Source organism: Paenarthrobacter sp. 22069 (assembly GCF_052046035.1).
GTDB lineage: Bacteria > Actinomycetota > Actinomycetes > Actinomycetales > Micrococcaceae > Arthrobacter.
Genome location: NZ_JBQEQF010000015.1, coordinates 72,497 through 96,262 on the forward strand (window position 1 = coordinate 72,497; position 23,766 = coordinate 96,262).

At 66.4% G+C, this 23,766-nt stretch carries 21 protein-coding genes; 5 read left to right on the plus strand and 16 right to left on the minus strand.

Annotation, left to right across the window (positions count from 1 at the left end; genetic code table 11):
- Nucleotides 1–5: 5 nt before the first annotated feature.
- The 7 genes from ACTJK0_RS13755 to ACTJK0_RS13785 form a co-directional block, all read right to left on the minus strand.
- On the minus strand, nucleotides 6–983 hold the full coding sequence (locus ACTJK0_RS13755; protein ID WP_110544504.1) for an aldo/keto reductase: 978 nt from the start codon (nucleotides 981–983) through the stop codon (nucleotides 6–8).
- A gap of 10 nt (nucleotides 984–993) precedes the next feature.
- A complete protein-coding gene (locus tag ACTJK0_RS13760) occupies nucleotides 994–1,554 on the minus strand; it encodes a hypothetical protein (RefSeq protein WP_110544506.1) in 561 nt (186 codons plus the stop codon).
- Entirely contained in the window at nucleotides 1,551–2,168 is a 618-nt protein-coding gene (locus ACTJK0_RS13765; RefSeq protein ID WP_181422486.1) for a YgaC family protein, read from the minus strand. The genes ACTJK0_RS13760 and ACTJK0_RS13765 overlap by 4 nt, the downstream gene beginning before the upstream one ends.
- Nucleotides 2,165–4,138 (minus strand): 1-deoxy-D-xylulose-5-phosphate synthase, encoded by a 1,974-nt coding sequence (gene dxs / locus ACTJK0_RS13770; protein ID WP_440745538.1) that lies wholly within the window; start codon nucleotides 4,136–4,138, stop codon nucleotides 2,165–2,167. Before dxs ends, ACTJK0_RS13765 begins: the two co-directional genes overlap by 4 nt.
- A 143-nt stretch (nucleotides 4,139–4,281) precedes the next feature.
- Nucleotides 4,282–7,107 carry an aconitate hydratase gene (locus ACTJK0_RS13775; RefSeq protein WP_110544509.1) on the minus strand — a complete coding sequence of 942 codons (2,826 nt, stop codon included), beginning with the start codon at nucleotides 7,105–7,107 and terminating at the stop codon, nucleotides 4,282–4,284.
- Between the two features lie 165 nt (nucleotides 7,108–7,272).
- Complete coding sequence (locus tag ACTJK0_RS13780; RefSeq protein ID WP_440745539.1) at nucleotides 7,273–8,676, minus strand: class I SAM-dependent RNA methyltransferase; 1,404 nt, start codon at nucleotides 8,674–8,676, stop codon at nucleotides 7,273–7,275.
- Entirely contained in the window at nucleotides 8,673–10,649 is a 1,977-nt protein-coding gene (locus ACTJK0_RS13785) for an APC family permease (protein WP_440745540.1), read from the minus strand. The genes ACTJK0_RS13780 and ACTJK0_RS13785 overlap by 4 nt, the downstream gene beginning before the upstream one ends.
- 118 nt (nucleotides 10,650–10,767) lie before the next feature.
- Between ACTJK0_RS13785 and ACTJK0_RS13790 the strand changes: the two genes are divergently transcribed.
- Nucleotides 10,768–11,442, plus strand: coding sequence for a potassium channel family protein (locus tag ACTJK0_RS13790; protein ID WP_110544515.1), 675 nt, complete (start codon nucleotides 10,768–10,770; stop codon nucleotides 11,440–11,442).
- On the plus strand, nucleotides 11,439–12,197 hold the full coding sequence (locus ACTJK0_RS13795) for an NAD-binding protein (protein WP_110544517.1): 759 nt from the start codon (nucleotides 11,439–11,441) through the stop codon (nucleotides 12,195–12,197). The genes ACTJK0_RS13790 and ACTJK0_RS13795 overlap by 4 nt, the downstream gene beginning before the upstream one ends.
- Nucleotides 12,198–12,250: 53 nt before the next feature.
- Here the strand turns inward: ACTJK0_RS13795 and ACTJK0_RS13800 are convergent, their stop codons facing one another.
- The 4 genes from ACTJK0_RS13800 to dut all read right to left on the minus strand — a co-directional run bounded on the left by ACTJK0_RS13800 (nucleotide 12,251) and on the right by dut (nucleotide 14,693).
- Entirely contained in the window at nucleotides 12,251–13,006 is a 756-nt protein-coding gene (locus ACTJK0_RS13800; RefSeq protein WP_440745541.1) for a DUF3159 domain-containing protein, read from the minus strand.
- The gene (locus ACTJK0_RS13805; RefSeq protein WP_440745542.1) at nucleotides 13,003–13,311 is read right to left on the minus strand and encodes a hypothetical protein; all 309 of its coding nucleotides are present in this window, start codon (nucleotides 13,309–13,311) and stop codon (nucleotides 13,003–13,005) included. Before ACTJK0_RS13805 ends, ACTJK0_RS13800 begins: the two co-directional genes overlap by 4 nt.
- 46 nt (nucleotides 13,312–13,357) lie before the next feature.
- A complete protein-coding gene (locus tag ACTJK0_RS13810; RefSeq protein WP_440745543.1) occupies nucleotides 13,358–14,068 on the minus strand; it encodes a DUF3710 domain-containing protein in 711 nt (236 codons plus the stop codon).
- 106 nt (nucleotides 14,069–14,174) lie between these two features.
- The gene (gene dut, locus ACTJK0_RS13815) at nucleotides 14,175–14,693 is read right to left on the minus strand and encodes a dUTP diphosphatase (RefSeq protein WP_440745544.1); all 519 of its coding nucleotides are present in this window, start codon (nucleotides 14,691–14,693) and stop codon (nucleotides 14,175–14,177) included.
- Nucleotides 14,694–14,810: 117 nt separating this feature from the next.
- On the opposite strand from dut, the gene ACTJK0_RS13820 reads away from it, so the two are divergent.
- The 3 genes from ACTJK0_RS13820 to ACTJK0_RS13830 all read left to right on the plus strand — a co-directional run bounded on the left by ACTJK0_RS13820 (nucleotide 14,811) and on the right by ACTJK0_RS13830 (nucleotide 17,435).
- Nucleotides 14,811–15,299: a DUF3093 domain-containing protein gene (locus ACTJK0_RS13820; protein WP_440745545.1), complete on the plus strand. Its 489-nt coding sequence runs from the start codon at nucleotides 14,811–14,813 to the stop codon at nucleotides 15,297–15,299.
- Between the two features lie 110 nt (nucleotides 15,300–15,409).
- A complete protein-coding gene (sepH, locus tag ACTJK0_RS13825) occupies nucleotides 15,410–16,729 on the plus strand; it encodes a septation protein SepH (protein ID WP_440745546.1) in 1,320 nt (439 codons plus the stop codon).
- Nucleotides 16,730–16,847: 118 nt separating this feature from the next.
- Nucleotides 16,848–17,435 (plus strand): dihydrofolate reductase family protein, encoded by a 588-nt coding sequence (locus tag ACTJK0_RS13830; protein WP_440745547.1) that lies wholly within the window; start codon nucleotides 16,848–16,850, stop codon nucleotides 17,433–17,435.
- A 147-nt stretch (nucleotides 17,436–17,582) separates the two neighbouring features.
- On the opposite strand, the gene ACTJK0_RS13835 is transcribed toward ACTJK0_RS13830, so the two are convergent.
- From ACTJK0_RS13835 to ACTJK0_RS13855, 5 genes are all read right to left on the minus strand, one after another.
- Complete coding sequence (locus ACTJK0_RS13835) at nucleotides 17,583–19,121, minus strand: DUF222 domain-containing protein (protein WP_440745548.1); 1,539 nt, start codon at nucleotides 19,119–19,121, stop codon at nucleotides 17,583–17,585.
- A gap of 213 nt (nucleotides 19,122–19,334) precedes the next feature.
- Nucleotides 19,335–20,612, minus strand: coding sequence for an MFS transporter (locus ACTJK0_RS13840; protein WP_440745549.1), 1,278 nt, complete (start codon nucleotides 20,610–20,612; stop codon nucleotides 19,335–19,337).
- 401 nt (nucleotides 20,613–21,013) lie between these two features.
- Nucleotides 21,014–21,739 carry a thymidine kinase gene (locus tag ACTJK0_RS13845; RefSeq protein WP_440745550.1) on the minus strand — a complete coding sequence of 242 codons (726 nt, stop codon included), beginning with the start codon at nucleotides 21,737–21,739 and terminating at the stop codon, nucleotides 21,014–21,016.
- Nucleotides 21,732–22,994 (minus strand): alkaline phosphatase family protein, encoded by a 1,263-nt coding sequence (locus ACTJK0_RS13850; protein WP_440745551.1) that lies wholly within the window; start codon nucleotides 22,992–22,994, stop codon nucleotides 21,732–21,734. Before ACTJK0_RS13850 ends, ACTJK0_RS13845 begins: the two co-directional genes overlap by 8 nt.
- A gap of 1 nt (nucleotide 22,995) precedes the next feature.
- Entirely contained in the window at nucleotides 22,996–23,739 is a 744-nt protein-coding gene (locus ACTJK0_RS13855; protein ID WP_110544535.1) for a DUF5998 family protein, read from the minus strand.
- Nucleotides 23,740–23,766: the final 27 nt, after the last annotated feature.

Sequence of the window (23,766 nt, forward strand, 5' to 3'; positions counted from 1 at the left end):
GCTGCCTAGAAGAGCGCAACCTTGGGCACGGCAGGGAAAATTCCGTCCAGCTCGGCCAGGTCTTCCGGCCTGGGCGCCCAGTTTACCGCTTCCGCGTTCTGCCTGACCTGTTCGGGCCTGGTGGCGCCGGCGATTACGCTGGCCACCGAAGGCTGGGCGGCGAGCCAGGAGAAGGCCACCTCGATCTCCGTCAGGCCCCTTTCCTTCGCGAAGGTACTGAACCGGCCAAGCTGGTCCCAGTCGGCGTCGTCCACCATGTTGGTGCGTGTGTGGCTGAGCCGGGACCCTTCGGGAGCGTGGCCTGGAGCGTACTTGCCGGTCAGCAGGCCGTTGGCCAGCGGGAAGTACGGCAGGACGCCCAGGCCGAACTCCTCCGCGGCCGGGGTCACCTCCAGTTCTGCACGCCGGTCCAGCAGGTTGTAGTGGTTCTGCGTGGAGATGAAGCGTGCCGCGCCCAGTTCCCGGGCCACGTACTCCGCCTGGGCGATCTGCCAGCCGGTCCTGTTGGAGTGGCCAATGTAGCGGACCTTGCCGCTACTGACCAGCGTGTCCAGCGCCGCAAGGGTTTCGTCGATGGGGGTCAGCGGGTCCGGGGTGTGGAACTGGTAGAGGTCGATCCAGTCCGTGCCGAGCCGCCGCAGCGAGGCCTCCACCGCCTGGATGATGTACCGGCGGGATCCGCGGGCGCCGAAGTCCGGCCCGCTGGCGCCTTTCATGTCCATGCCGAACTTGGTGGCAACCACAACCTCCCCGCGCCGGCTCCCCAGCGCCTTGCCCAGCATGGTTTCGCTCAGTCCCGGTTCCCGGCCGTAGGTGTCGGCGACGTCGAACAGGGTGATCCCGGAATCGATGGCTGTGTTGACCACGGCGTCCGTGGCGTCCTGCGATTCCGTTGCCGTGTTGGCACGGCCCAGGTTGTTGCAGCCCAAGCCCACGGTGGAGACGGTAAGGCCTGATTTTCCAACGCGGCGGTAACTGGTCAACGAAGGTCTCCTAAACGCTGAAGCTGCTGGCGGGCTTGGCGGAGTGCTTGAGTTTGTAGTGGTCCGGGTCGGTATGGGGCGCGGCGCCGATGCTGAGCTTGGTGAAGTCAAGGTCTTCTCCCCGCGCGCAGATCTTGATGGCGTTGACGGCCTTGTTCACGTCGGGGCACAGGCAGAAGATGCTGAGCTTGTAGTCCGTGAATTCCGAACGCTCCACTGTTCCAAGGCCGCGCCACGCCAGATGGCTGATGAGGGCGTCCTTGGCCTTTTGCTCAAGGCGCCGGTCACGTTCCGTGCCTTCCCGGGTCTTGAGCGCGAACTGGGCCACCACCCAGAACTGTTCCTCAGCGGGAATCTCGGCGTACCCGTCCTCCGTGCACTGCACGGCAAAGGCGTCCAGGAGGCCCCCCGCAGCGTCGGCGTCGGGGACGTCCGTTTCCTCGGTCTTGCTCTGGTGCCCCACCACGCCGAAGTTCATCACGAACTGCGAGTAGTCCTCGTCAAACCAGGCCTCCCGGAAATGCAGGACGCCTTCGTCGTCGCGCTTGTAGACCCTGACAATGCCGCTCATGTGCGTCCTTTTGTAAACCATTCGACGTCGGTGCCGTCGAAAGGCGCATGCTGCGCCTTCACGGCCTGGTACAGCCCGTCCGCGGCGGATTGGATGTCCTCAATCAGCCGCTGCGGGTAATGCATGGAGACGCTGTGCTCTGCAAATTCGTCCTGGTCATCGATGAAGACGCCGCGGTCTGCGGTGCGGATGACGTCCAGGTCCATGTCGATCACATGGAACTCGGTGACGGTGGGGCGGACGTGCGTCCATTCGTGCCCTACAGCCAGGTCCACATAGACGCGTACGCCGTTGGGATGGGCGGAGTCGTAGAAGGTGGCAACCCAGTCACCCTCGCGCGGCACCAGCAGCACGGCGTCGGAGCGCGTATAGAAGGCGGCGCCGGGGCGGGAGCAGAATTCGTTGGTGCCCTGGAAGATCCACCAGCCATGCTGGTCCTCTCCCAGGTAGCGCCCGGGTACCACCCAGTGGGCCTTGCCGTTCCACTTCCGGTTGCGGGAAACCACCAGCTGGCCCGGCTGCAGGCCGTTGGGAACCCGCGTTGTGGTGGTGTGCAGAACCGGTCCGGACTCCCCGGCTGGGCCCGGGTACTTCAGTTCGTCTTCGTCCCTCACAGGATCGGAAGGCTGCCGGTCGTGGGGTGCTGCTGCCCGGGCAAGGGCCGCGCGAAGGGAACCTTGGTGCCCAGAACCTGCGCGACGACGTCGTGCGTGATTTGCTGGGCGGTCAGCCCAACACGCTCGAGCACCTGGTTGCGGGTGCCGTGATCCAGGAACTCCACGGGCAGGCCAACCTCGTTCAGGGCGGTGTCCACACCTGCGGCACGCATTTCCTGCCGGATGCGCGAGCCGACGCCGCCGGCGCGGACGCCGTCTTCGATACAGACCACCAGGCGGTGGTGCGAGGCCAGCGCAACGATGGAACGGCGGACGGGCAGGACCCAGCGGGGATCCACCACGGTGGTGCTGATGCCCTGGGCACCGAGCCGGGCGGAGACGTCAAGGGCCAGTTCGGACATGGCGCCGACGCTGACGATCAGCACGTCATTTTCGGTGGAACCGGACGGCCGGCGGGCCAGGACGTCCACGCCGTCGCCGAGGCGCTCGAGGGCTTCGACTTCGGGGCCCACAGAGCCCTTGGAGTAGCGGACCACAGTGGGAGCGTCGCTGACAGCCACGGCCTCGCGCAGTTCCTCGCGGAGGCGCGAGGCGTCACGGGGAGCGGCCAGGTGGAGGCCGGGGACGATCTGGACCATTGCCATGTCCCACATGCCGTGGTGGCTGGCGCCGTCCGGTCCGGTGACGCCGGCACGGTCCAGGACGATGGTGACGCCGGCCTTGTGGAGGGCAACGTCCATGAGCAACTGGTCGAAGGCACGGTTCAGGAAGGTGGCGTAGACGGCTACCACCGGGTGCAGGCCGCCGAAGGCCATGCCGGCGGCGGCGGTGAGGGCGTGCTGCTCAGCGATGCCGACGTCGATGACCCGCCCGGGGTGCTTGGCGGCGAACTTATGCAGGCCCACCGGGATCAGCATGGCGCCGGTGATGCCAACGATATCCGCACGCTCATCGGCAATGGCGGCGATCTCGTCTGCGAACACGGAGGTCCAGGACTGGGCGCCGCCGCTGCCCGTGGGTTCGCCCGTTTCAGGATCGATGATGCCCACGGCGTGGAACTGGTCGGCTTCATGGGCGCGGGCGGGAGCGTAGCCGTGGCCCTTTTCCGTCATGGCGTGCACGATGACGGGGCCGCCGTAGTTCCTTGCGGTGGACAGGGCGTGCTCCATTGCCTGGAGGTTGTGGCCGTCCACCGGGCCGATGTATTTCATGCCCAGGTCCTCGAACATGCCCTGCGGCGCCCACCAGTCCTTGATGCCCTTCTTCATGGCATGCAGGCTCTTGTAGGTGAACTGTCCCACGGGGCCGCCGTTCTGCAGCCTCTTCTTCCACCAGTCCAGCGCTCGCTCGTAGGCGGGGGCAGCGCGGAAGGAGTCGATGGTGGGGCGCAGCGATGCGAGGTAGTCGGCGAATCCGCCCACCGTGGGGGCGTAGGAGCGGCCGTTGTCGTTGACCACAATGACCACGCGGCGCTTCTTGTCCGCGGCGATGTTGTTGATGGCTTCCCAGGCCATGCCGCCGGTGAGGGCGCCGTCACCCACGACCGCGACGACATGCCGGTCGCCCTCCCGGGTCAACTGCCGGGCGCGGGAGATGCCGTCGGCCCAGGACAGCGAGGAGGACGCGTGGGAGCTTTCGACTATGTCATGTTCCGACTCCGCCCTGGAGGGGTAGCCGGAAAGGCCGCCTTCCTGGCGGAGGGTGCTGAAATCCCGGCGCCCGGTGAGCAGTTTGTGGACGTAGGACTGATGCCCTGTGTCGAAGACGATGCTGTCACGGGGAGATTCGAAGATGCGGTGCACGGCCAGCGTCAGTTCCACGACGCCGAGGTTGGGTCCGAGGTGGCCGCCCGTCTGCGAGACGTTCGTGATCAGGAATTCCCTGATCTCCGAAGCCAGCTGCTCCAGCTGTTCCTCGGTCAACTCGTTCAGGTCCTGCGGATTCCGGATGGTGTCCAAGATTCCCAATGACCCCTCCTTTGGGTGGTAGACGTGCCGTTTAACTCTAACGCCTCGGTTCGCAGGGCCGGACGTGGCTGAAAAGCCGAAGCCCCGGCTGGTCCGTGACCGGCCGGGGCTTCGGGGTGGCTGCTGCCTGCTGGCAGATCCCGCTAGTTCGCGGAGATCTGGCGCAGCACGTACTGCAGGATGCCGCCGTTGCGGTAGTAGTCCGCTTCACCCGGGGTATCGATGCGCAGGACGGCGTCGAAGGACTTCGAGGAGCCGTCCTCGGCGGTGGCGGTGACCTTCAGGGTCTTGGGCGTGGTGCCCTCGTTCAGGGCGGTAACGCCCTCCACCGAGAAGGTTTCCGTGCCGGACAGGCCCAGGCTGGCAGCGTTCTCGCCGGCCGGGAACTGCAGCGGCAGGACGCCCATGCCGATGAGGTTGGAGCGGTGGATGCGCTCGTAGCTCTCGGCGATGACGGCCTTGACGCCCAGCAGGGCGGTACCCTTGGCTGCCCAGTCACGGGACGAACCGGAACCGTACTCCTTGCCGGCCAGGACCACCAGCGGGGTGCCGGCTGCCTGGTAGTTCTGGGCGGCGTCGTAGACGTAGGCCTGCGGGCCGTCAGCCTGGGTGAAGTCGCGGGTGAAGCCACCCTCGACGCCGTCCAGGAGCTGGTTCTTGATACGGATGTTCGCGAACGTGCCGCGGATCATCACCTCGTGGTTGCCACGGCGTGAGCCGTAGGAGTTGAAGTCCTTGCGCTCCACACCGTTGGCCAGCAGGTACTGGCCGGCGGGGGTGTCGGACTTGAACGAACCGGCCGGGGAGATGTGGTCCGTGGTGACGGAGTCGCCGAGCTTCAGGAGCACGCGGGCGCCGGTGATGTCCTTGACCGGTTCCGGCTGCGCCTGCATGCCCTCGAAGTACGGGGGCTTCCGGACGTACGTGGAGTTCGGATCCCAGGCGAAGGTGTCGCCCGCCGGGGTGTCCAGTGCCTTCCAGCGGTCGTCGCCGTCGAAGACTCCCTCGTAGCCCTTGGTGAACATGTCCTTGTCGATCGAGGAATCGATGACCTGCTGGACCTCGACCGGGTTGGGCCAGATGTCCTTCAGGAAGACGTCATTGCCGGCTTCATCCTTGCCGAGGGGATCGGTCTCGAAGTCGAAGTCCATCGAACCGGCCAGGGCGTAGGCGATGACGAGCGGCGGGGAGGCCAGGTAGTTCATCTTGACGTCCGGGTTGATGCGGCCTTCGAAGTTGCGGTTGCCGGACAGGACCGCGGAGACGGCGAGGTCGTTGGCCTGGATGGCCTCGGAGATCTCCGCTTCCAGCGGACCGGAGTTGCCGATGCAGGTGGCGCAGCCGTAGCCCACGATGTAGAAGCCAAGCTTCTCCAGGTAGGGGGTCAAACCCGACTTCTCGTAGTAGTCGGTGACGACCTTGGACCCGGGGGCGACGGAGGTCTTGACCCACGGCTTGGCGGTGAGGCCCTTTTCGACGGCGTTGCGCGCCAGGACCGCGGCGGCCAGCATGACCGAAGGGTTGGACGTGTTGGTGCAGGACGTGATGGATGCGATGGTCACCGCGCCGTGGTCCAGCTCGAACTCGCGGCCGTCAGCCATCTTCACGGGCACCGGGCTGGAGATCCGCCCGGCGCCGCCGTGTGCGGCCGAGTACTTCGGCGGTTCGCGGTCGGTGTCCGAGACGTGCGTTCCGCCGGAGGTGAACGACGGGGCGTCGGAGGCCGGGAAGCTCTCTTCGAGGGACTCGTCCAAGGTGCCCGCGTTCGCGTCGTGCGAGACGTAGTTGAGCAGGTCGTGGCGGAACTCGTCCTTGGCCTCGGTCAGCTCGATGCGGTCCTGCGGGCGCTTGGGGCCTGCGATGGACGGGACTACGGTGGACAGGTCCAGTTCCAGGTACTCGGAGAACTTGATCTCCCGGGAGGCATCGTGCCAGAGGCCCTGTTCCTTGGCGTAGGCCTCGACGAGGGCGACGTTCTGCTCGGACCGGCCGGTGAGGCGCAGGTAGTCCAGCGTGACGTCGTCGATGGGGAACATGGCGGCAGTGGAGCCGAACTCGGGGCTCATGTTGCCAATGGTGGCGCGGTTTGCCAACGGCACCGCGGCTACGCCTTCGCCGTAGAATTCGACGAACTTGCCCACCACGCCGTGCTTGCGGAGCATTTCGGTGATGGTCAGCACCACGTCGGTGGCGGTGGCGCCGGCGGGGATGCTGCCGCTGAGCTTGAAGCCGACGACGCGCGGGATGAGCATGGAGACGGGCTGGCCGAGCATTGCTGCCTCGGCTTCAATGCCGCCCACGCCCCAGCCCAGCACGCCCAGGCCGTTGACCATGGTGGTGTGCGAGTCGGTGCCGACACAGGTGTCGGGGTAGGCGCGGAGGGCGCCGTCCACTTCACGGGTCATGACCGTGCGGGCCAGGTATTCGATGTTGACCTGGTGCACGATGCCGGTTCCCGGGGGAACCACCTTGAAGTCGTCAAACGCGGTCTGGCCCCAACGCAGGAACTGGTAGCGCTCCCCGTTGCGCTGGTATTCAATCTCCATGTTGCGCTCCAGTGCGCCGGAGTTGCCGAAGGCATCAATCTGGACCGAGTGGTCGATCACCATTTCGGCGGGTGCCAGCGGGTTCACCCGCTTGGGGTCGCCGCCAAGCTCCTTGACCGCTTCACGCATGGTGGCCAGGTCAACCACGCAGGGAACGCCGGTGAAGTCCTGCATGATCACGCGTGCCGGCGTGAACTGGATTTCTGTATCGGGTTCCGCATTCGGATCCCAACCTGCCAAAGCGCGAACGTGATCGGCAGTGATGTTCGCGCCGTCCTCGGTCCTCAGGAGGTTTTCAAGCAATACCTTGAGGCTGAACGGAAGGTTTTCTGCACCTTCAACGGAGTTCAACCGGAAAATTTCATACTCGGTTCCGGCTACATTAAGTTTGCCTTTTGAACCGAAGCTGTCCACAGTGCTCATCGCAGGACTCCTCTCGCAACAGTTTCATCTTTGTCGCGCGGTTGACCGCCTGCTAGTTAGGACGCCCTAAGTAGTTCCAGGGCCCGAAAATTGCACACGGCCGGCCGAGAATACGGGCGCGACGTGGGACTACTACCGCCATCGTAGTCCAAAACCGCAGCGGCATCATGGAGCCGGAGTCAGAAGAGCAACGGTCTCGAGGTGGTGGGTATGCGGGTACAGGTCGAAGGCCCGGAGCCCGGCGAGTTCCCACCCTGAGCGCCTGAAGTAACCGAGGTCACGGGCAAACGAGGCCGGGTCGCAGGACACGTAGGTAATGGCACGGGGCTTGGATGCCACCAGTTGGCCGACCACCGCCTTCCCGGCTCCCGCCCGCGGCGGGTCGAGGACAAGGGCGTCGAAATTCTGCGGTTTCTGGCGCAGGACACGCTCCACGCGGCCCTGGACCACTTCCACCTGGGACACGGAATGCAGGTTTTTCCGTGCGTCGCGGCTGGTCCCCGGGGCCCCCTCGACGGACAGCACGGATCCGGTTTCGCCCACGGCGTCGGCCAGGACGGCGGTGAAGAGGCCGGCCCCTGCGTAGAGATCTGCCACCACCGATCCGGGCTTGAGGAAGCCGCCTCCCTGCAGGAATTCTGTGACAGCCCCCACAAGGGTCCCGGGCGCGTCGCGGTGGATCTGCCAGAACCCCTCGCCGGTCACCCGGTAATCGTGCCCGGCGGCGGACTCCTGCACCCAGGCCCGTCCCCGGAGCGAAGTCACTTGTCCGGTCAGGGGATCGAAGGCTGCCACCGAGGCATCCCCCGGCACGTCCGCAGCGATGGCCTTCAACCGTTTGTCCCTGGTGTTGGACGCCGGGGCGAGGAGCACCAGGGGGCGGGAGCCGTTGGCCGGCGCGGCCACCTCAACGCGTTCTATCCCTTGCAGGTCCAGGTCCCACAGCTGCAGCGCGTTGATGGCGTCACTGGCCAGGGGCATCTCCCGCACGGGGAGGATCTGGTTCGAGCGGTGGGCATGCATGCCCAGCCTGCCGCCTGGGGTGACCGAAAAGCTGGCCCGGGTGCGCCACCCGAGGCCGGACCCGCCGTCGGCACCTGACCCGACACCTTCTACGGCGCCGGTCCAGCCGGACGGGGTCTCCCCGAAGCCAGCCAGTCGGGTGAGTTGTTCGGCAAGGACGTCCGCCTTCAGGCTGAGCTGCCTGGCCCGCGTCATGTGCCCGAACTCGGCACCGCCCACAGGCGGATGGCCGTGGCCCCAGGCCCGCAGCGAATCCGCGGCATGCCAGAAGTGCTCCACGCGGTCCGGGGATGCGTCCAGCACCTCCACCACGTCTGCCCGCCAGAACTTGGCGTCCTCCCCCGCGTCGGTCAGCCGGACGCGGACCTTTTCGCCTGGAACGGCATGCCTGACGAAGACGACGCGTCCTTCATGGCGTGCAACGCAGTGCCCGCCATGGGCAACCGGCCCGACGTCGAGCACCGCCTCTTCGCCTGCGTGTCCGGTGTCGCTGGTTGCTGCGTCGTCGGTTGCCGGGGCGCCGGCGGTGGAAGTTCTGGCGGTCACTGGACGTCCTGGAGGTTCTTGGCTTCTTCGGAGGACTTGAGCTGCCAGGGAACGCTGGCCACCATGACACCCGGTTCGAAGTGCAGCCGGGTCTTGATGCGCAGGGCGGTCTGGTTGTGCACCAGCTGCTCCCACCACTTGCCCACCACGTATTCGGGGATGTAGACCACGATGAGGTCCCGCGGGGAGTCGAGGCGCATCTGCTTGACGTAGTCCATGATGGGCGTGACCGTCTCGCGGTAGGGACTGGCAAGGACGGTCAGCGGGACGGGAATTTCGAGCTTTTCCCAGTCGGCGATGGTGTGCGCAGTCTCCTCCGGGTCGATGTCCACTGTGATGGCGTCAAGCCGCGAGGGGCGCGACGCGCGGGCGTAGGCGAGGGCACGCAGGACGGGCTTGCGGACGTGCGACACCAGCAGCACGGCGTGTACCCGCGTGGGCAGGGCCCGCGGCGAGGAGTCCTCACCGACCGCGAGTTCCTTGGCCACGTTGTCGTAGTGCGCCCGGATACTCCACATGATCAGGAAGAGGATGAACATGGCCAGCAGGGCGATCCAGGCCCCCTGCTCGAACTTGGTGATGAGGACGATGACCAGCACCAGGCCGGTCATGCCGAAGCCGATGCTGTTGATGGTGCGGGACTTCACCATGCGGCGGCGGACCGCCTTGTCCTTGGCCAGTTTCAGCTGCCGTCCCCAGTGCCGGATCATGCCGAGCTGGCTGAGGGTGAAGGAGATGAATACCCCTACGATGTACAGCTGGATGAGTTTGGTGACGTCGGCGTCGAACGAAATGATCAGCACCAGGGCGCCCGCCGCGAGGGCAAGCACGCCGTTGCTGAACGCCAGCCGGTCGCCGCGGGTCCGGAGCTGGCGGGGCAGGTAGCCGTCCTGGGCGAGGATGGAGCCCAGGACCGGGAAGCCGTTGAATGCGGTGTTGGACGCGAACACCAGGATCACGCCGGTGGCGGCCACCACGATGTAGAAGGGGATCGAACCCTCGCCAAAGATAGTTTGGGCGATCTGGCTGATGGCCGGGTTCTGGATGTAGCCCTCGGGCAGCGGGTTGCCGTTGAGCAGGAATTCCTTTGCGGGGTCCAGCACGATGTGGACCTTGGTGGCGTTGGCCAGGTAGATGATGCCGGCCAGCATGGCGGCGCCGATGACGCCCAGCAGCAGCAGGGTGGTGGCGGCGTTCTTGCTCTTCGGGTGCTGGAAATTGGGTACACCGTTGCTGATGGCTTCGACGCCGGTCAGCGCGGCGGCGCCGGACGAGAAGGCCCGGAGCAGCAGGAACGCTCCGGCGAGGCCCACAAGGCCCTGGTCGAAGCCTTCGGCGGGGACGATGGTGAAGGCGGCCGATGGGGCTTCCCCGAGCTGGCCCGTTGCGGCCTGGAAGATGCCGACGGCGGTCATTCCCAGGATGGAGGCCATGAAGATGTAGGTGGGAACGGCGAAGACACTGCCCGCTTCCTTGATGCCGCGCAGGTTCACCAGGGCAAGGATGACGACGCCGACGGTGGCTATGACGGCCTGCTCACCGTGCAGGGACGGTACAGCCGTGGTGAGATACGCGGCCGCCGAGGACATGGAGACGGCAACGGTGAGGACGTAGTCCACCAGGAGGGCCGACGCCACCGTCAGGCCGGCGTATTTGCCGAGGTTTTCGTTGGCGATCTCGTAGTCGCCGCCACCCGATGGGTAGGCGTGGACGTTCTGCCGGTACGAGGCCACCACTGTCAGCAGCACCACCATGACGGCGAGCCCCACCAGCGGTGAGATGGTCACGGCGCCCACGCCGGCCAAGGCCAGGGTCAGCAGGATCTCGTCCGGCGCGTAGGCAACCGAGGACAGGGCGTCCGAGGCGAAAATCGGAAGAGCGATCTTCTTGGGAAGCAGGGTATGCGCCAGGCGGTCATTCCGGAAGGGCCGGCCCACCAGCACGCGTTTGACGGCGTTCAGTATTGTCAACACCCCACAAAGCTAGTCTGATTCGCGGACGATGTCATGACGGGACCCCGCCAGGCCGAAGCCCGGGCATGCCGGTAGAGTTCTAGCTGCACGATCCTGACTTAGATACAGAGGAGATACGGTGGCGCATTTCGTGATCATGGGATGTGGCCGGGTGGGGGCAACGCTGGCGCACACGCTGGAGGATGCCGGGCATTCCGTGGCCATCATCGACCAGGACGACCGCGCCTTCCGCCGGCTCCGCCAGGGCTTCACCGGCCGGAAGGTTACTGGGGTCGGATTCGACCGGGATACCCTCAAGCAGGCAGGAGTCAGCGACGCCTACGCCTTTGCGGCTGTATCCAGCGGTGACAACTCGAACATCCTGGCCACCAGGGTGGCCCGGGAAACCTTCCACGTCCCGCATGTGGTGGCCAGGATCTACGATCCTGGCCGCGCCGAGATCTACCAGCGCCTGGGCATCCCCACGGTGGCGGCGGTCCGCTGGAGCGCCGACCAGGTGCTGCGGCGCATCCTCCCGGAACAGCACCTCGCGGGCGATTTCCGGGAACCCTCCGGGCGCCTGGTGCTGGCCGAACTGGACGTGGATGCCGGCTGGATCGGACACCGGATCAGCAGCATCGAAAAGGCCGCCGATGTCCGGGTGGCCTATCTGACCCGTTTCGGCGAGGGCCTGTTGCCCGATGCAGGAACCGCTTACCAGGACGGTGACACAGTGCACGCCATGCTGCAGGTGGAGCGCAGCGCCCAGATCGCCCAGATCCTCGCCAAACCCCCCGCCAAGGAGTACCAGTGAAAGTCGTTATCGTCGGCGCCGGCAGCGTCGGATCGTCCATTGCGCGGGAGTTGCTGGCGCACAAGCACGAGATCCTGCTGATCGACCTTAAACCCGAGGTGATTGGTCGCAGCGGCCTCCGGGGCGCCCACTGGCTGGTGGGCGACGCCTGCGAGCTGTCCACGCTGCAGGGCGCCAAGGTGGAGGACGCCGACGTCGTGGTCTCCGCCACGGGTGATGACAAAGTCAACCTGGTGGTGTCCCTGTTGGCGAAGACCGAGTTCGGCGTGGGCCGCACGGTGGGCCGTGTCAACAACCCCAAGAACGACTGGATGTTCAACGACTCGTGGGGCGTGGACGTGGCCGTCAACACCCCCCAGCTGATGACCGCACTGGTGGAGGAAGCCGTGGAGATCGGGGACCTCGTCCGCCTGCTGACGCTGCAGACCGGCGTTGCGTCGCTGGTGGAATTCACCGTTCCGCACGATTCCCATGTGATCGGCATGACTGTAGGCGACATCCACTGGCCCGAGGACGCCACCCTCGTGGCAATCCTGCGGGACCAGGCGCCTATCACGCCCAGCCGGGATGACGTGATCGACGGCGGTGACGAACTGTTCTTCGTCACCACCATCGCGGCTGAGGACAAGCTGCGGGAGTTGCTCTCCTCCGCCCCCGGCAGCATTAACGCCGTGGATGGGCCTACAGTCAGCGCCGAGCCCGCCACCGCCGGCAGCCACGGGCATGTGGCGGACGACGACGGCTTCGACGGCTAGGCGCGCGGGCGCCACAGGTCACGAACTTCCGGGAGTCCGGCGTCTTTAGTGGATCAGGCGGCCGGGCTGGTTTCAGCCTCGGTTGGAGCCGGCCGGGTCACGAGCCAGGCCACCCAGACACCAAGGATGTACAGCGGCGCGCCCATGATGAGGCGCGTGGTGGCAAGGGCAGCAAGGCCGTCTGTGCCCATCAGGTAAAGAGGCACCTGGACGATGAGGCGAAGCGCCAGGACCGCCACGATGATCCAGGTTCCCAGGCGGTAGGCCTTTACCCGGTCGGGTTCCTTTCGCCACTCCACGCCCTCATTGCGGATGAAGCCGAAGAGGAGCCCGGCAACGGGCCACTTGATGGCAATCGAGACGACCATCGCCAGAATGTATGCCGCGTTGGTGAAGAAGCCGGGGAGGTAGAAGTCCTCCGCTTTGCCGGTGGTGTTGGCCAGCCAGGCGGAAATGCCAACACCCACTACACCGGCAAGGGCCTGCGTGAGCGGGCGCCGCTGCACCAGCCGGACCACCGTGAAGATGGCCGCCGATGCCAGGGCCGCCACCAAGGACAGGGTGAGCTCACGCGTGATGGTGAAAGCGACCAGGTACACGAGGCCGGGAACAATGCTTTCGGCAATGCCCTGCACTCCCCCGGCGCTCCGCAGAACGTCAACCCGCCCATCGTGGGTGCGGTGGAGTCCCGCCTTTGCGGCATAGCCGGCGGCGATCCCGGCGACCGTGGGCTGGCCTGGATCCTGGGGCTGGCCGCCCCGTCCGGGATTTGCAGCGCCTGAGGGCTGTTCGGGCTCGTGCGCGCTCATTCATGCTCCTGGCGGGACAGTATCTCGTAGCGGGGATTGAAAATGGTCGGCATGTCCTTGCCCCGGGCCAGCATCCCTTCGACCCGGATTTGCGCGCCGGCTTCGATGCCCGGCACGCGACGGCGTCCCAGCCACACAATGCGCAGTCGTGGGGGCCTTCCCCGCCCTGCACCTGCGCCGCGGTACCCGGCGTCATCCTCTGAAACGATGGCGCTGAATTCGGCGGTCCGGTCAGCGGGAACGAAGGTCACCGATTCCACGTGCCCCTGGCAAAGGACACGTCCCCGGTCCGGCAACTGGTCCAAGGGCGTGATTCCACCAGCGGCAGTCGGGGTTGCTTTGGCGGCCGGCTCAGCCGATCTGGGTAATTTCGGGACCACGTTCGGGCTCCTCCAGGGTGGGCGCGGCGGGTGGAGGAGTCGCGGAAGCGTCCTTGGGCAGGCGCAGCTGCAGCAGGTCGCGCGGCGGCATGGGGCTGTCGCCGCGGACCACCACCACCTGCCTGAACAGGGCCTCAAGCGGTTCGGCGGCGGGGCGTTCCAACGCGGCCGGTCCACCCAGGACGCCGCGAAGGAACCAGCGGGGGCCGTCGACGCCAATGAACCGGGCCACCCGGTAACCCTGGCTGCCGTCCGGGAGGCCGGCCGGCAGCTTGGCCACCAGTTCGGTGCCAAAAGCGCCCTCAATCTCTTCGACCTGTCCGCCCTGCGCGCCGACCGACTGGCCGATCTGTTCACGGATCTCATCCCACAGGGTTTCGGTCTTGGGGGCGGCGAAGGCCTGCAGCTGCAGGCTGGACCCATTCAGGTCCAGGGTTACTGCAACTACCCGCTGGGTTGCCTCTTCCACTTCGAGGCGGAGCTGAAGGCCCTCGCTGGGCGTGACCAGCAGGGCGCCGAGGTCAACAAAGCCGTCGCGGCTGTTGATCTCAGACTCGTCGAAAGGGCCGTCCTGCCGCCGGCCGGCGGCTGCTGGGCTTTCTTCGCCCTCGGCGACAGTAAGCTCCTCTGCCGGCTCCGCCAGTTCGTCGTTCTTTGCTTTCCTGCCAAACCCAAAGACCATGGGTGACTCCTTAATTCTGAAATATGCCAGTGCTGGAACCTGCCGGCCGGGACCTTGGAGGTCCCGCCGTCGTACGTGCTGGCGTGGCAGCGGATGCAGCCTGTGGTCAGGCTCCGGGGATGTTGAACCCACCGGTGGAGCCGAAGCCTCCGGAGCCGCGCACGGATCCGCTCAACTCGGTGACAGGAATGAATTGGGCATGCTCCACCCGCTGGATGACCATTTGGGCAATTCTATCGCCGCGCCGCAGCTCTATCGGCTGGGTGGCATCGGTGTTCAGCAAAGTCACGGAGATCTCGCCCCGGTAGCCCGCATCCACGGTGCCCGGAGCGTTCACGATCGTCAGGCCATGCTTGGTGGCGAGGCCGGACCGGGGGTGGATCAGGGCCACGAAACCGTACGGAAGCGCGATGGCGACGCCCGTGGGAACCAGCTTGCGCTCCCCTGGCAACAGGACCACGTCCTGCCGGGCACGCAGGTCCGCGCCGGCGTCGCCCGGATGGGCATAAGAGGGTGCCTCCAGCCCAGGATCCAGCATCTTCAGCTGGACCTGCAGGGTGGGGGCGCCGGGAGCGGGTGATGCTGCGTCCGGGACAAGGTCTACCGTGGCGGGATGATCAGTCACAATCACTCACTCTAACCCGCGCCCCTCCATCGGTCCTAGGTAGGCCGTAGCCCCACCCACCGCCGGCCGGCAGGGACCCAATGTGAAATAGCCGGACAAAGGTGGAAAGCTGGGGACATGCCCGAATCAAGCCCGTCTCCATCCGTACCCGGCACACCCTCCGCAGGGGCGCCTGCCATCTACAGGGAGAAGCTGTGGCCCAGCGCCTGGATCTGGATTATTGCAGCCGGCGTCTCGGCCGCGGGCATCCTGGTTTTCGCACCCATCAGCATGGCGGCAGGGTACACCGCAGCGGTGGTTCTTTTTGCCGTTATCGCTGCCCTCCTGATCCTGTCCACCCCTGCCATCACGGTCACGGCTGACACGCTCACCGTTGGACGGGCAACCATTGAACGCCGCTTCGTCGGCACGGTGGAACAGTTCACGTCCGGCGAAGCAACGGCGGAGCGGGGAACCCGGCTGAACGGGCTGGCCTACCTGTGCATCCGGGGCTGGATCGATCCTGTAGTGAAGATCGAGATCACTGACCCCGCCGACCGCACCCCCTACTGGCTGACCTCCACCCGCCACCCGGACCGGCTGGCGGCAGCCCTCACCCGAAGCTAGGCCGGCCGCCGATCGGCGGAAAATCACGGCGCGCCCTGCTCCTTGAGCCAAATCCGCGCCGCCGGATGGCAGAGTTTCGATTGATAGTAATGCCAGGGTGGAGGATTTGTATGCAGGATCTACGGCTTGTAGGCGTGCACGACGACGGGACGCATCTCCTGTTGAGCGGGCCCGGCGGCGAGATGTTCCAGCTGCCGATCGACGAGGCCCTCAGGACGGCCAGCCGGTCCACAGCGAAACCGCGGGTAGACCGCCCGGCGGTTCCGATGTCCCCCCGGGATATCCAGGCCCGGATCCGCGCCGGCGCCACCGCCGCGGACGTGGCCGAGTTGTCCGGAATGCCGCTGGCCAAGGTGGAGCGCTACGAGGGCCCGGTCCTGGCGGAGCGCGAATACGTCGCCCAGCAGGCACGCAAGGTTGAAGTCGCGGCACCCTCCCCCGGCCACGACGTCTACCGGTCCGCCTTCGGCGACAACCCGGCAACGCTGGACGACATGGTGGCCCACCGCCTGTCCGCCCACGGCATTGACCCAGCAACCGTGGAATGGGACTCCTGGCGGCGCCAGGACGGCACCTGGACGGTATCGGCGAGTTTCGAGGCCAAGCCCGGCGGTACCTCGGGCATCGGCGAAGAACCTCCAGCCCTGTGGACCTTCAATCCAGCCCGCAAGACGCTGCAGAACACCAACCGCTGGGCACAGCAGCTAAGCGAACTCGAGCCGCTGGACGGACCCGTTCCCGCCCGCAGGCTTACCGCGGTCTCCGACCGCCCCTTTGATTTCGAAACTGACGCGGATACGCCAAAAACGCCGTCCGGCCAGGCCGCTCCCGGACAGGACGCCGGCAAGGAATCCGATGGGCTCCTCGACATGCTCAGGTCCCGGCGGGGCCAGCGGCTGGGCGTCGACGAGGATGCGGACGACGCCCTGGCCCTGCTGCTCACCCACGGTGTTCCGGCCGCCCACCCCAGGCCGTCCGAGGTTGCCGCTGAACCCGAATCCACGGAACCGGAAACGCAGGAAGACCAGCGGGACGCTCCGGCAGCACAGGGTGATTCCTTCATCCGGCGCAGGGACACCCGGCCTTCGATGCTCTCCCGGCTCAGCCTTCTTCCGCCGCACCGGGACAGCCACGACGAGGCCCTGCGGCTTCACGACGGCGTCAGCACGGACACGCGTGAGATCACCATCGCGGCGTCCCCGGCCAAGCCCTCCGGCACCACCACTGGAACAGGAAGCACCCCGTCAGGCGGAGCTGGGCTCGATGAGCTCCTGGGCAGTAACCCCCGTCGTCCTGCAAACAAGCAGGACGATGCGTCCCCCGCGACCGGACAGCTGCCGGAAACCGAGGCGCCGGAACGGCCTGCACGGCCCAAGCGCTCGAGCGTCCCCTCATGGGACGAGATCGTGTTCGGGACGCGAAGCGACTAATAGGCTACTTCTTACCGTCCATGGGCATGGCGACGTGCAGATGCTAGGATCCGTCACCACGGCCCACTGCAAGGCCTGATCACCCGGGAGGCTCGCTGTGCCGGACACCACCTGTCACATGTCCATCTCACTGGACGGCTTTGTTGCCGGCCCTGACCAAAGCAGGGAGAACCCGCTGGGCAAGCGCGGGCTGGAACTGCACGGCTGGCATATTGGTGATCCCCGTGCCAACGACGCCGACCAAGCGGCCGCCGAATGGCTCATGCGTCCGCGGGGGGCCTACGTGATGGGCCGGAACATGTTTGGCCCCGTCCGCGGCGACTGGGATGAGGAGTGGAGCGGCTGGTGGGGTTCGGAACCGCCGTACCACGCGCCGGTGTTCGTGCTGACCCACCACCCTCACGAACCCATCCGGATGGAGGGCGGGACAACGTTCCACTTCGTCACGGATGGTTTCGATGCGGCGTACGCTGCGGCCCTCAACGCTGCCGACGGCAAGGGCATTGACATCGCAGGAGGAGCCTCCACCGTTCGGCAGGCGCTGGCCGCCGGGGTGGTTGACGAACTCACGCTCGACATCGCGCCGGTCCTGCTCGGTTCAGGAGAGCGGATCTTCGACGGGATTGCATCGTTCGGTTTCGAACCCGTTGAGGTGCTCCACTCTCCCCTTGCCACCCACATCCGCTACCGCCGGGTCTCTGAGTAGAAGGCCCCGGCCGGTAGAAGAACGTCGGCCTGTCGAACGTCCTGGCCAGTACGGGAACGTCGCCGAGTAGAACCAGCCCCAACATCGACACGCCCGGCAGCAAGACAGCGGGCAGTTCAACCGACCGGCGCTCGGCAGATTGCCTGATCACCGGGCGAGGTGTTGAAGGAGAGCTTCTTCGAGGAGACTGCGTTCTTTGATCGGGATCCGTTCCTTGAGATGGATCTGTTCTCTAAGTTTGCGTGCATCAGGCAGGAACCCGGGAGGCCGTTGCGGTGGTTCCCAGTCCTGGTGTTCGCTTTGGTAGTGGCGGCCGGTGGGTGAGGTCCAGCCGGGTGGTTCGTTCTTGGTCGCGGGGGTGGGTTTCCAGCCTGTACTGTGGCGGAGTTTGTGGTGTTTGGGGCAGGGTTGTCCCAGGTTGCTGATCCCGGTGGTGCCGCCCTTGGCCCAGGCGAGGAGGTGGTCGGCCTCGGTATCCAGTGAGTTGTTGCTGCACCCCGGGAACGGGCACTTCCCGTCCCGCATCCGCAGCCAGGTCCGCATCGCTTTCGTGACCCGGTAGCTGGTCCTGCCGATTTCCAGCGGCGCCCCGTCCCGCGGGTCCACCAACACCCGGTAGAACGACCCCGCACCCTCAGCGACGAGCCGCCGGGCCATTGACGGGGGGACCGGCCCGTACCCGTCCAGCACCGCCGGTTCGTCCGTCAGGCCCATCAAGGAGAACACCGGGACCGTGACCAGCACCTGCGCCCGGATCGATGACCGCAACACGTCCGGTCCCTCGGGGTCGCGGGCCAGGGTGCGGCCTGCCGTTTCAGGGAGAGCGTGCGTCCCGCATTCGTCCGTCATGGCGGGAGTCCCGCTGGCGTCCGTGGTGCCGCTGCCAAGGATTGCGGCGGCGAAGGTGTCGGCGCGGAGCTGGGTCAGGGTCCGGGGTTCGTCCGGCCCCTGCAAGGACCGGGCGATCGCGGTGAGCCGGTTCCACCCGGCAAGCGCCTGATCCGCGGGCAGGCACGCCGAAAGCCAGGCCATCCCGTCCCGGTCCGGCCGGAACTCCACCCGCCGCTCCGCCACCCCTTTGGCGTGCCGTTCCTCGATGCTCTCGGCGTGGTGGCGTTCCCGCCACGTCCGGGCCTTGACCCGGAACCGGTGCGCCGGCAACTCCCCGGAGGGGCAGCCCCGCGCCGCATCCGGTGCGTCCGGATCAAGGAAATGGGCTTCCAAGGCCGCCGCCCCGGCAGCGTCCAGGCCTGCGGTTTCATCGGCCATCACCACCGCGTGCTGCCACGAGATCGTCCCGGCCTGCAAAGCCTCCAAGGTCCGCGGCAAACCGGTGGTCAGGGCGTGGGAAGTGGCCAGGAACGAACCCGCAGCCCGCGGCCCCAGCGCCAAAACGCACCCGATCTCCGCCGTGACCGCCATCTCCTGCGCCACCACCGGCGCATCCGGCCCCGCAACAGCAAAAGCTGACTCCGAATACTTCACCGCCGCCTTCGCCTTCAACCCCGCAATCCCGGCCTCCACCTCACGGGCACCGGCCAAAATATCCAGGCACCCATCCGCCAAACCAGCCAACGGATCGGCCGCCGAAAACGGCGCCGAACCCGCCCCGTCCACTTCAGCATTGAGCACGGCAAGAGCCGCCCGGATATCCCCGAACGCCTTCACCACCGCCGCTGTACCCATAAACCCATCATGACAAGAGGGTGTGACATTCAAACAGCCATCCTGTGGCACCTTCCCCGACGGTTTGGGACGTCGCATATCTTGCGTACTTGAGCCCATTCCTCAAGGACAGGACCCTTCCGATCTTGAACTCCCCTGGCTCCCCGTCGGCCGTTCTCATCACCCTGCGGCCCGCGGGGTGTGCCCGGGTAATGGGGAACGTTAGAACTTCGTCTACTGCACCCTGGATCGTTGCCGGCCGGGATGGTCCCCGCCTGCGATCTGCTCGGAGACTCGAGTGGCCGTGCTGTCAGTGCCCGGACATAGATCTCTTGCTGGGATCAGTGGAAGGGCTATCAAGGGGGTCAAGGCGGCAAGGGCGAAGGCAGCGGGATACCCGAGAAGGCCTACGAGTGATCCCACAACAGGGCCGACGGCTGATGCGGTGATGAATTGTCCGGTGTTCTGGATGCCGAGCGCGCGACCGGACCATCGGGGCCCGGCTGCCTCGGCTACGGAGGTGAAGGCGAGCCCGTTATCTGCCACGGAGACGACAGTCGCAAGCGTTAGGGCCAGTGCGCCCGGCAGCGCCCATTCCTGCCATCCGGTAAGTGCGAGCAGGAGCATCACCACGACGCAGCTGAAAGCGACCCATCGCAGCACCGTCACGCGGCTTCCCGTTCGATCACTGAGATGACCGACAGCGATCCTTCCCAACGCACCGAGGAATTGGGCAAGGGCAATGACAGTGCCGGCGGGGGTGGCGGCCCAGCCAAGAGCCGAGGTCAGCCAGACCAGCCCGAAGATGGACAGGGTGAACTGTGGGGCGACGAGAAGCATCGACACCGCGTGGATCCGCCACAGGAACGTCGATCCCTTGTAGGGGTTGTGGCGGGAGACGGTGATGTTTTGCATGGCCCGCGGCGGGTTCCGGATCCCTACCGCACACGCGACCGCAACGACAGAAGCCGTGATACCCGAAAGGACCAGGGGCCCGGACAGACCGTGATGTGCGGCCATCATCGGCACGGTCAGGGCAGCGGCGGCGACCCCCAGCGGTTGGGACATCTGCCGGATACCCATCGCAAGACCGCGGCGCGGTCGGGGAAACCATCCGACGACCACGCGCCCGGTGGCCGCGTTGCTGCTGGCCGATGCTGCACCCGCCAGCCCGAGCATCGCACCGAGCCCCACGGTGTCAGTGGCTGATACCGCAAGGAGCATGAAGAGCGCCGTGCCGGCAAGGCCGCCCGCGATCACCCATCGCTCTCCGAAACGGTCCGCCGCCGCACCCCAGGCGACCAAGGTAAACACCATTCCAAGAGTGGGAGCAGCAGCCAGCATTCCCGCGTCCGCCAGTGACAATCCTCGCTCGGAAAGGAGATACGGAATCAGATAAGCGGGCGTTGACACGACCAGCGTGCCTGCAGCCTGGGCCGCAACTCCCAGCGTCAGCATGAGCCATGCTGCCATCGTGGTGCTGGCGCCGGTAATGGAATGGTCAGTTTTCACGAGCGTAGGGTCCATATGCTGATTCTGCATACCATCCACAAAGTGAGACAAAAAAGTCCACGATATGGACTCGCAGGAAGCCCGCGTGGGCTTGCAGCCGATTACGACTTCAGTGAACCGATGTGGCTCGGGCGCCAGTGGCAGGTTCAGGTCGCGACTGGCGAATCCCATAGCGGACCCAGGCCGCTCACAACGTCTGAAGAAACTCCATGATGTCGTCGGCCAGTAGTTCAGGTTCCTCGTGTGGTGCGAAGTGTCCCCCACGGGGCATCGTTGTGAAGCGCCTGAGATCGTACGTTCGCTCAGCCCAGCTGCGGGGTGGGCTCGCAAGGTCGCGGGGGAAGAGCGCGAGAGCCGTCGGAACGTTCACCCTGTCGACGCCTTACTGACCGGCGAGTGGCTCATGGGCCCTCCCCCGGTCCGCCCGAGCCCTGCCACAGGCAGGCATCCACATCGAACGGCAGCAACTGGTCCTGCTGGGCCATCAGGTTCGCACCGTGCGCGGTCACCCTGCGCATGAAGTGGCGCCGGCACAGCGTCTCGTAGCCCACCACCGGTACATGCTCCGCCTCGGGGGCTGCGGCGGCCTCCACCACCATGTCCACGTCACCCACCACCACCTGGGCACCCTCGGTGACCATGACGCCGTCGACCGTCCTGGCATTGTGGGTGGCGCGGCGGCCGCACCAGCACAGCGCTTCCACCTGCAGTACCTGCACCCGGTCGGCGAGCTCGATCAGCCGCTGTGACCCCGGGAACAGGCGCGTCCGGAAATCAGCGGTGATCCCGAAGGCAAAGACGTCGACGTCGATCTCGTCCACCACCTTGGCCAGCTGCTCAACCTGTTCCGGGGTGTAGAACTGGGCCTCGTCGCAGATCAGGTAGTCAACCCGCTGGCCCCGGGTGCGGCGAAGCATGACTTCCTCCCAGAAGTCAGTGGAGTCCAGCACCTCCACCGCGTCGGTCTCAAGGCCGAGGCGGCTGGAAATCCGGGACTCACCGGCGCGGTCGTTCCGGCTGAAGCGGACGCCACCCCGGCCGCGGGCCCGGTGGTTGTAGTCCATTTGCAGGGCGAGAGTGGACTTGCCGCAGTCCATGGTGCCGGAGAAAAAAATCAGCTCAGCCACGCCGCTTGGTCCTTCCTTCGGCGGTGAAGCACAGCAGCGGTACCTCCCGCTCGGCCTTGGTCAGGGAGCCGTGCTGGCCTACCACTTCCATGGCGGTCGGCCGCATGCGCCGCCCGTCGTAAAGCGCGACGGCGTCCCGGGCGGCGATCATGACGTCACCGATCCTGCCTTCCACAGCGGGCCGCACGTCACCAAAAAGTCCCCCGGCCACAGCCTCCTCACGGGTGAAAGCCCAAACCCGGTCACCGAAGCGCGCTTTCCAGGCGGCCAGCAGCCGCTCCCGAACGGCTGCGCCGGCACTGTCCCCGGCCCTTGGACTTTCCGTGGGCTCCGTGCCGTCCAGGTACAGATGCACCATGCGCGGCTCCCCCGCCGTGTGACGGACGCCGTCCACCAGCTCGGGGTAGGCGGAGAAGTCGATCCGCTGGGATTCGGCAACGTCCAGCATGCCGTGGTCGGCCGTCAGCAGGATTAGTGTGCCGGCCGGAAGCGAGGCGTTGAGCCGTTTGACCGTGGCATCGAGCTCTTCGAGCTGGTGTTCCCACTGCTCGGAGCGGCAGCCGTAGCGGTGCCCCGCCTTGTCCAGTTCGTTGACGTAGAAGTACATAAGGGCCGGGCCGGAGGCTGCCATGGTGTCGGCCGCCGCTGCGGTGCGGGCGTGGGAGGTGGTGCCGGAAATGAAACTTCCTCCCCGCAGCGCTGCGCGGGTCATGGGTGAGCCGTCGAACTGGGAGAGGCTGACGGTGCTGACCGCCACGTTGCCGTCGACGCGTTCAAACACGGTGGGGAACGGCTGCCAGGCAGCGGGGTCCACACCCGGGTCCCAGTTCCCCAGCAGGTTGACCACCTTGTCCTGGTCGGGGTCCAGGACGTCGTAGCCCACCATGCCGTGCTGGCCTGCGGGCAGCCCGGTCCCAAAGCTGGACAAGGCCGCTGCCGTGGTGGAGGGGAAGGCCGAGTCCAGCCAGACCGGAACGTCGCCCTGCCCGGCCTGCATCACGGACCGCAGGAACGGCGTGTGCGCTGCTTTTTGCTTGAGCAGGTTCCGGCCCAGGCCGTCCGCGAGGACGACGCAGACGCGCGCCGCGGCCGGGAGCCCCAACGTGTTGGTGAAGCCCTCCACTCCCAGGCATGCTGCGGCGCTGGTGAGGACTTCGGCAATGGAACGGTGCCCGTAGGCGGGTGGGGGCGGAAGGTCAGGAGTGCGTCCGGCGATGGTGGCGGCAGGTACGGCGTGAGGGCGGTCTTCCGGCATCTCAGCGCTGCTGGTGCCCGCGGCTGAGCCGGTTGCCGAACACTCCTGACCGCGGCCGCGGCGCCATGGACTGGGCGTGGGACATGGGTGCGGGGGAACCGGTGTTGACCGCCCGCAGGGCCCTGGCGAAGAGCTTGGCGTCCTGCACGGCCTGCAGGCCGTCCGCCTCGGCGCTGATGCGCAGCACGATGTCTTCCTGGGCAATGGTTCCGGTGTAACCGTGGTCGGCCTCGCACTGCGGGTCGCCGCAGCTCGCGGGGCCCATGTCCAGCCGCTGGCCGCCGGACCAGGCGATGGACAGGGTGAGTTCACGGACGGGATCCGAGGGCTTGTAGTTCTGCGGCTGCGCGTACATGTAGCTCAGGACCACGGAGCGGATCTGTGCCACAGGCACAGACTCCGTGGAGATCTGGGCGACGATCTGTTCCCCCGCTTCGTCGAGCTGCTGGTCGTCCACGTGGGTAATGACCAGCATGTCGGCGGTGAGGACAAGCACGGTGATATGGCGGCGCACTTCTGCCCGGTCGAAGTGCGTTTCCAGGTGCACCAGGTGGGCCACGCAGTCCCGGCCGTCGAGTGCGTCATCGACGACGTCCGAGACCAGACGCGGGTAGAACCCTGCCTTCTGCAGGGCGTCTTCCAGGCTCTGGCCCTGGATGCCGTGGTTGTGTGAGCTGTGTTGGCGGACTGCCTGGTTTTCGTTGCCGGGCGTTTCGGGCGCCGAAGCGGGAGGCTGGAAGCTCATGCCCCCATTTTCACAGATCGTCCGGTC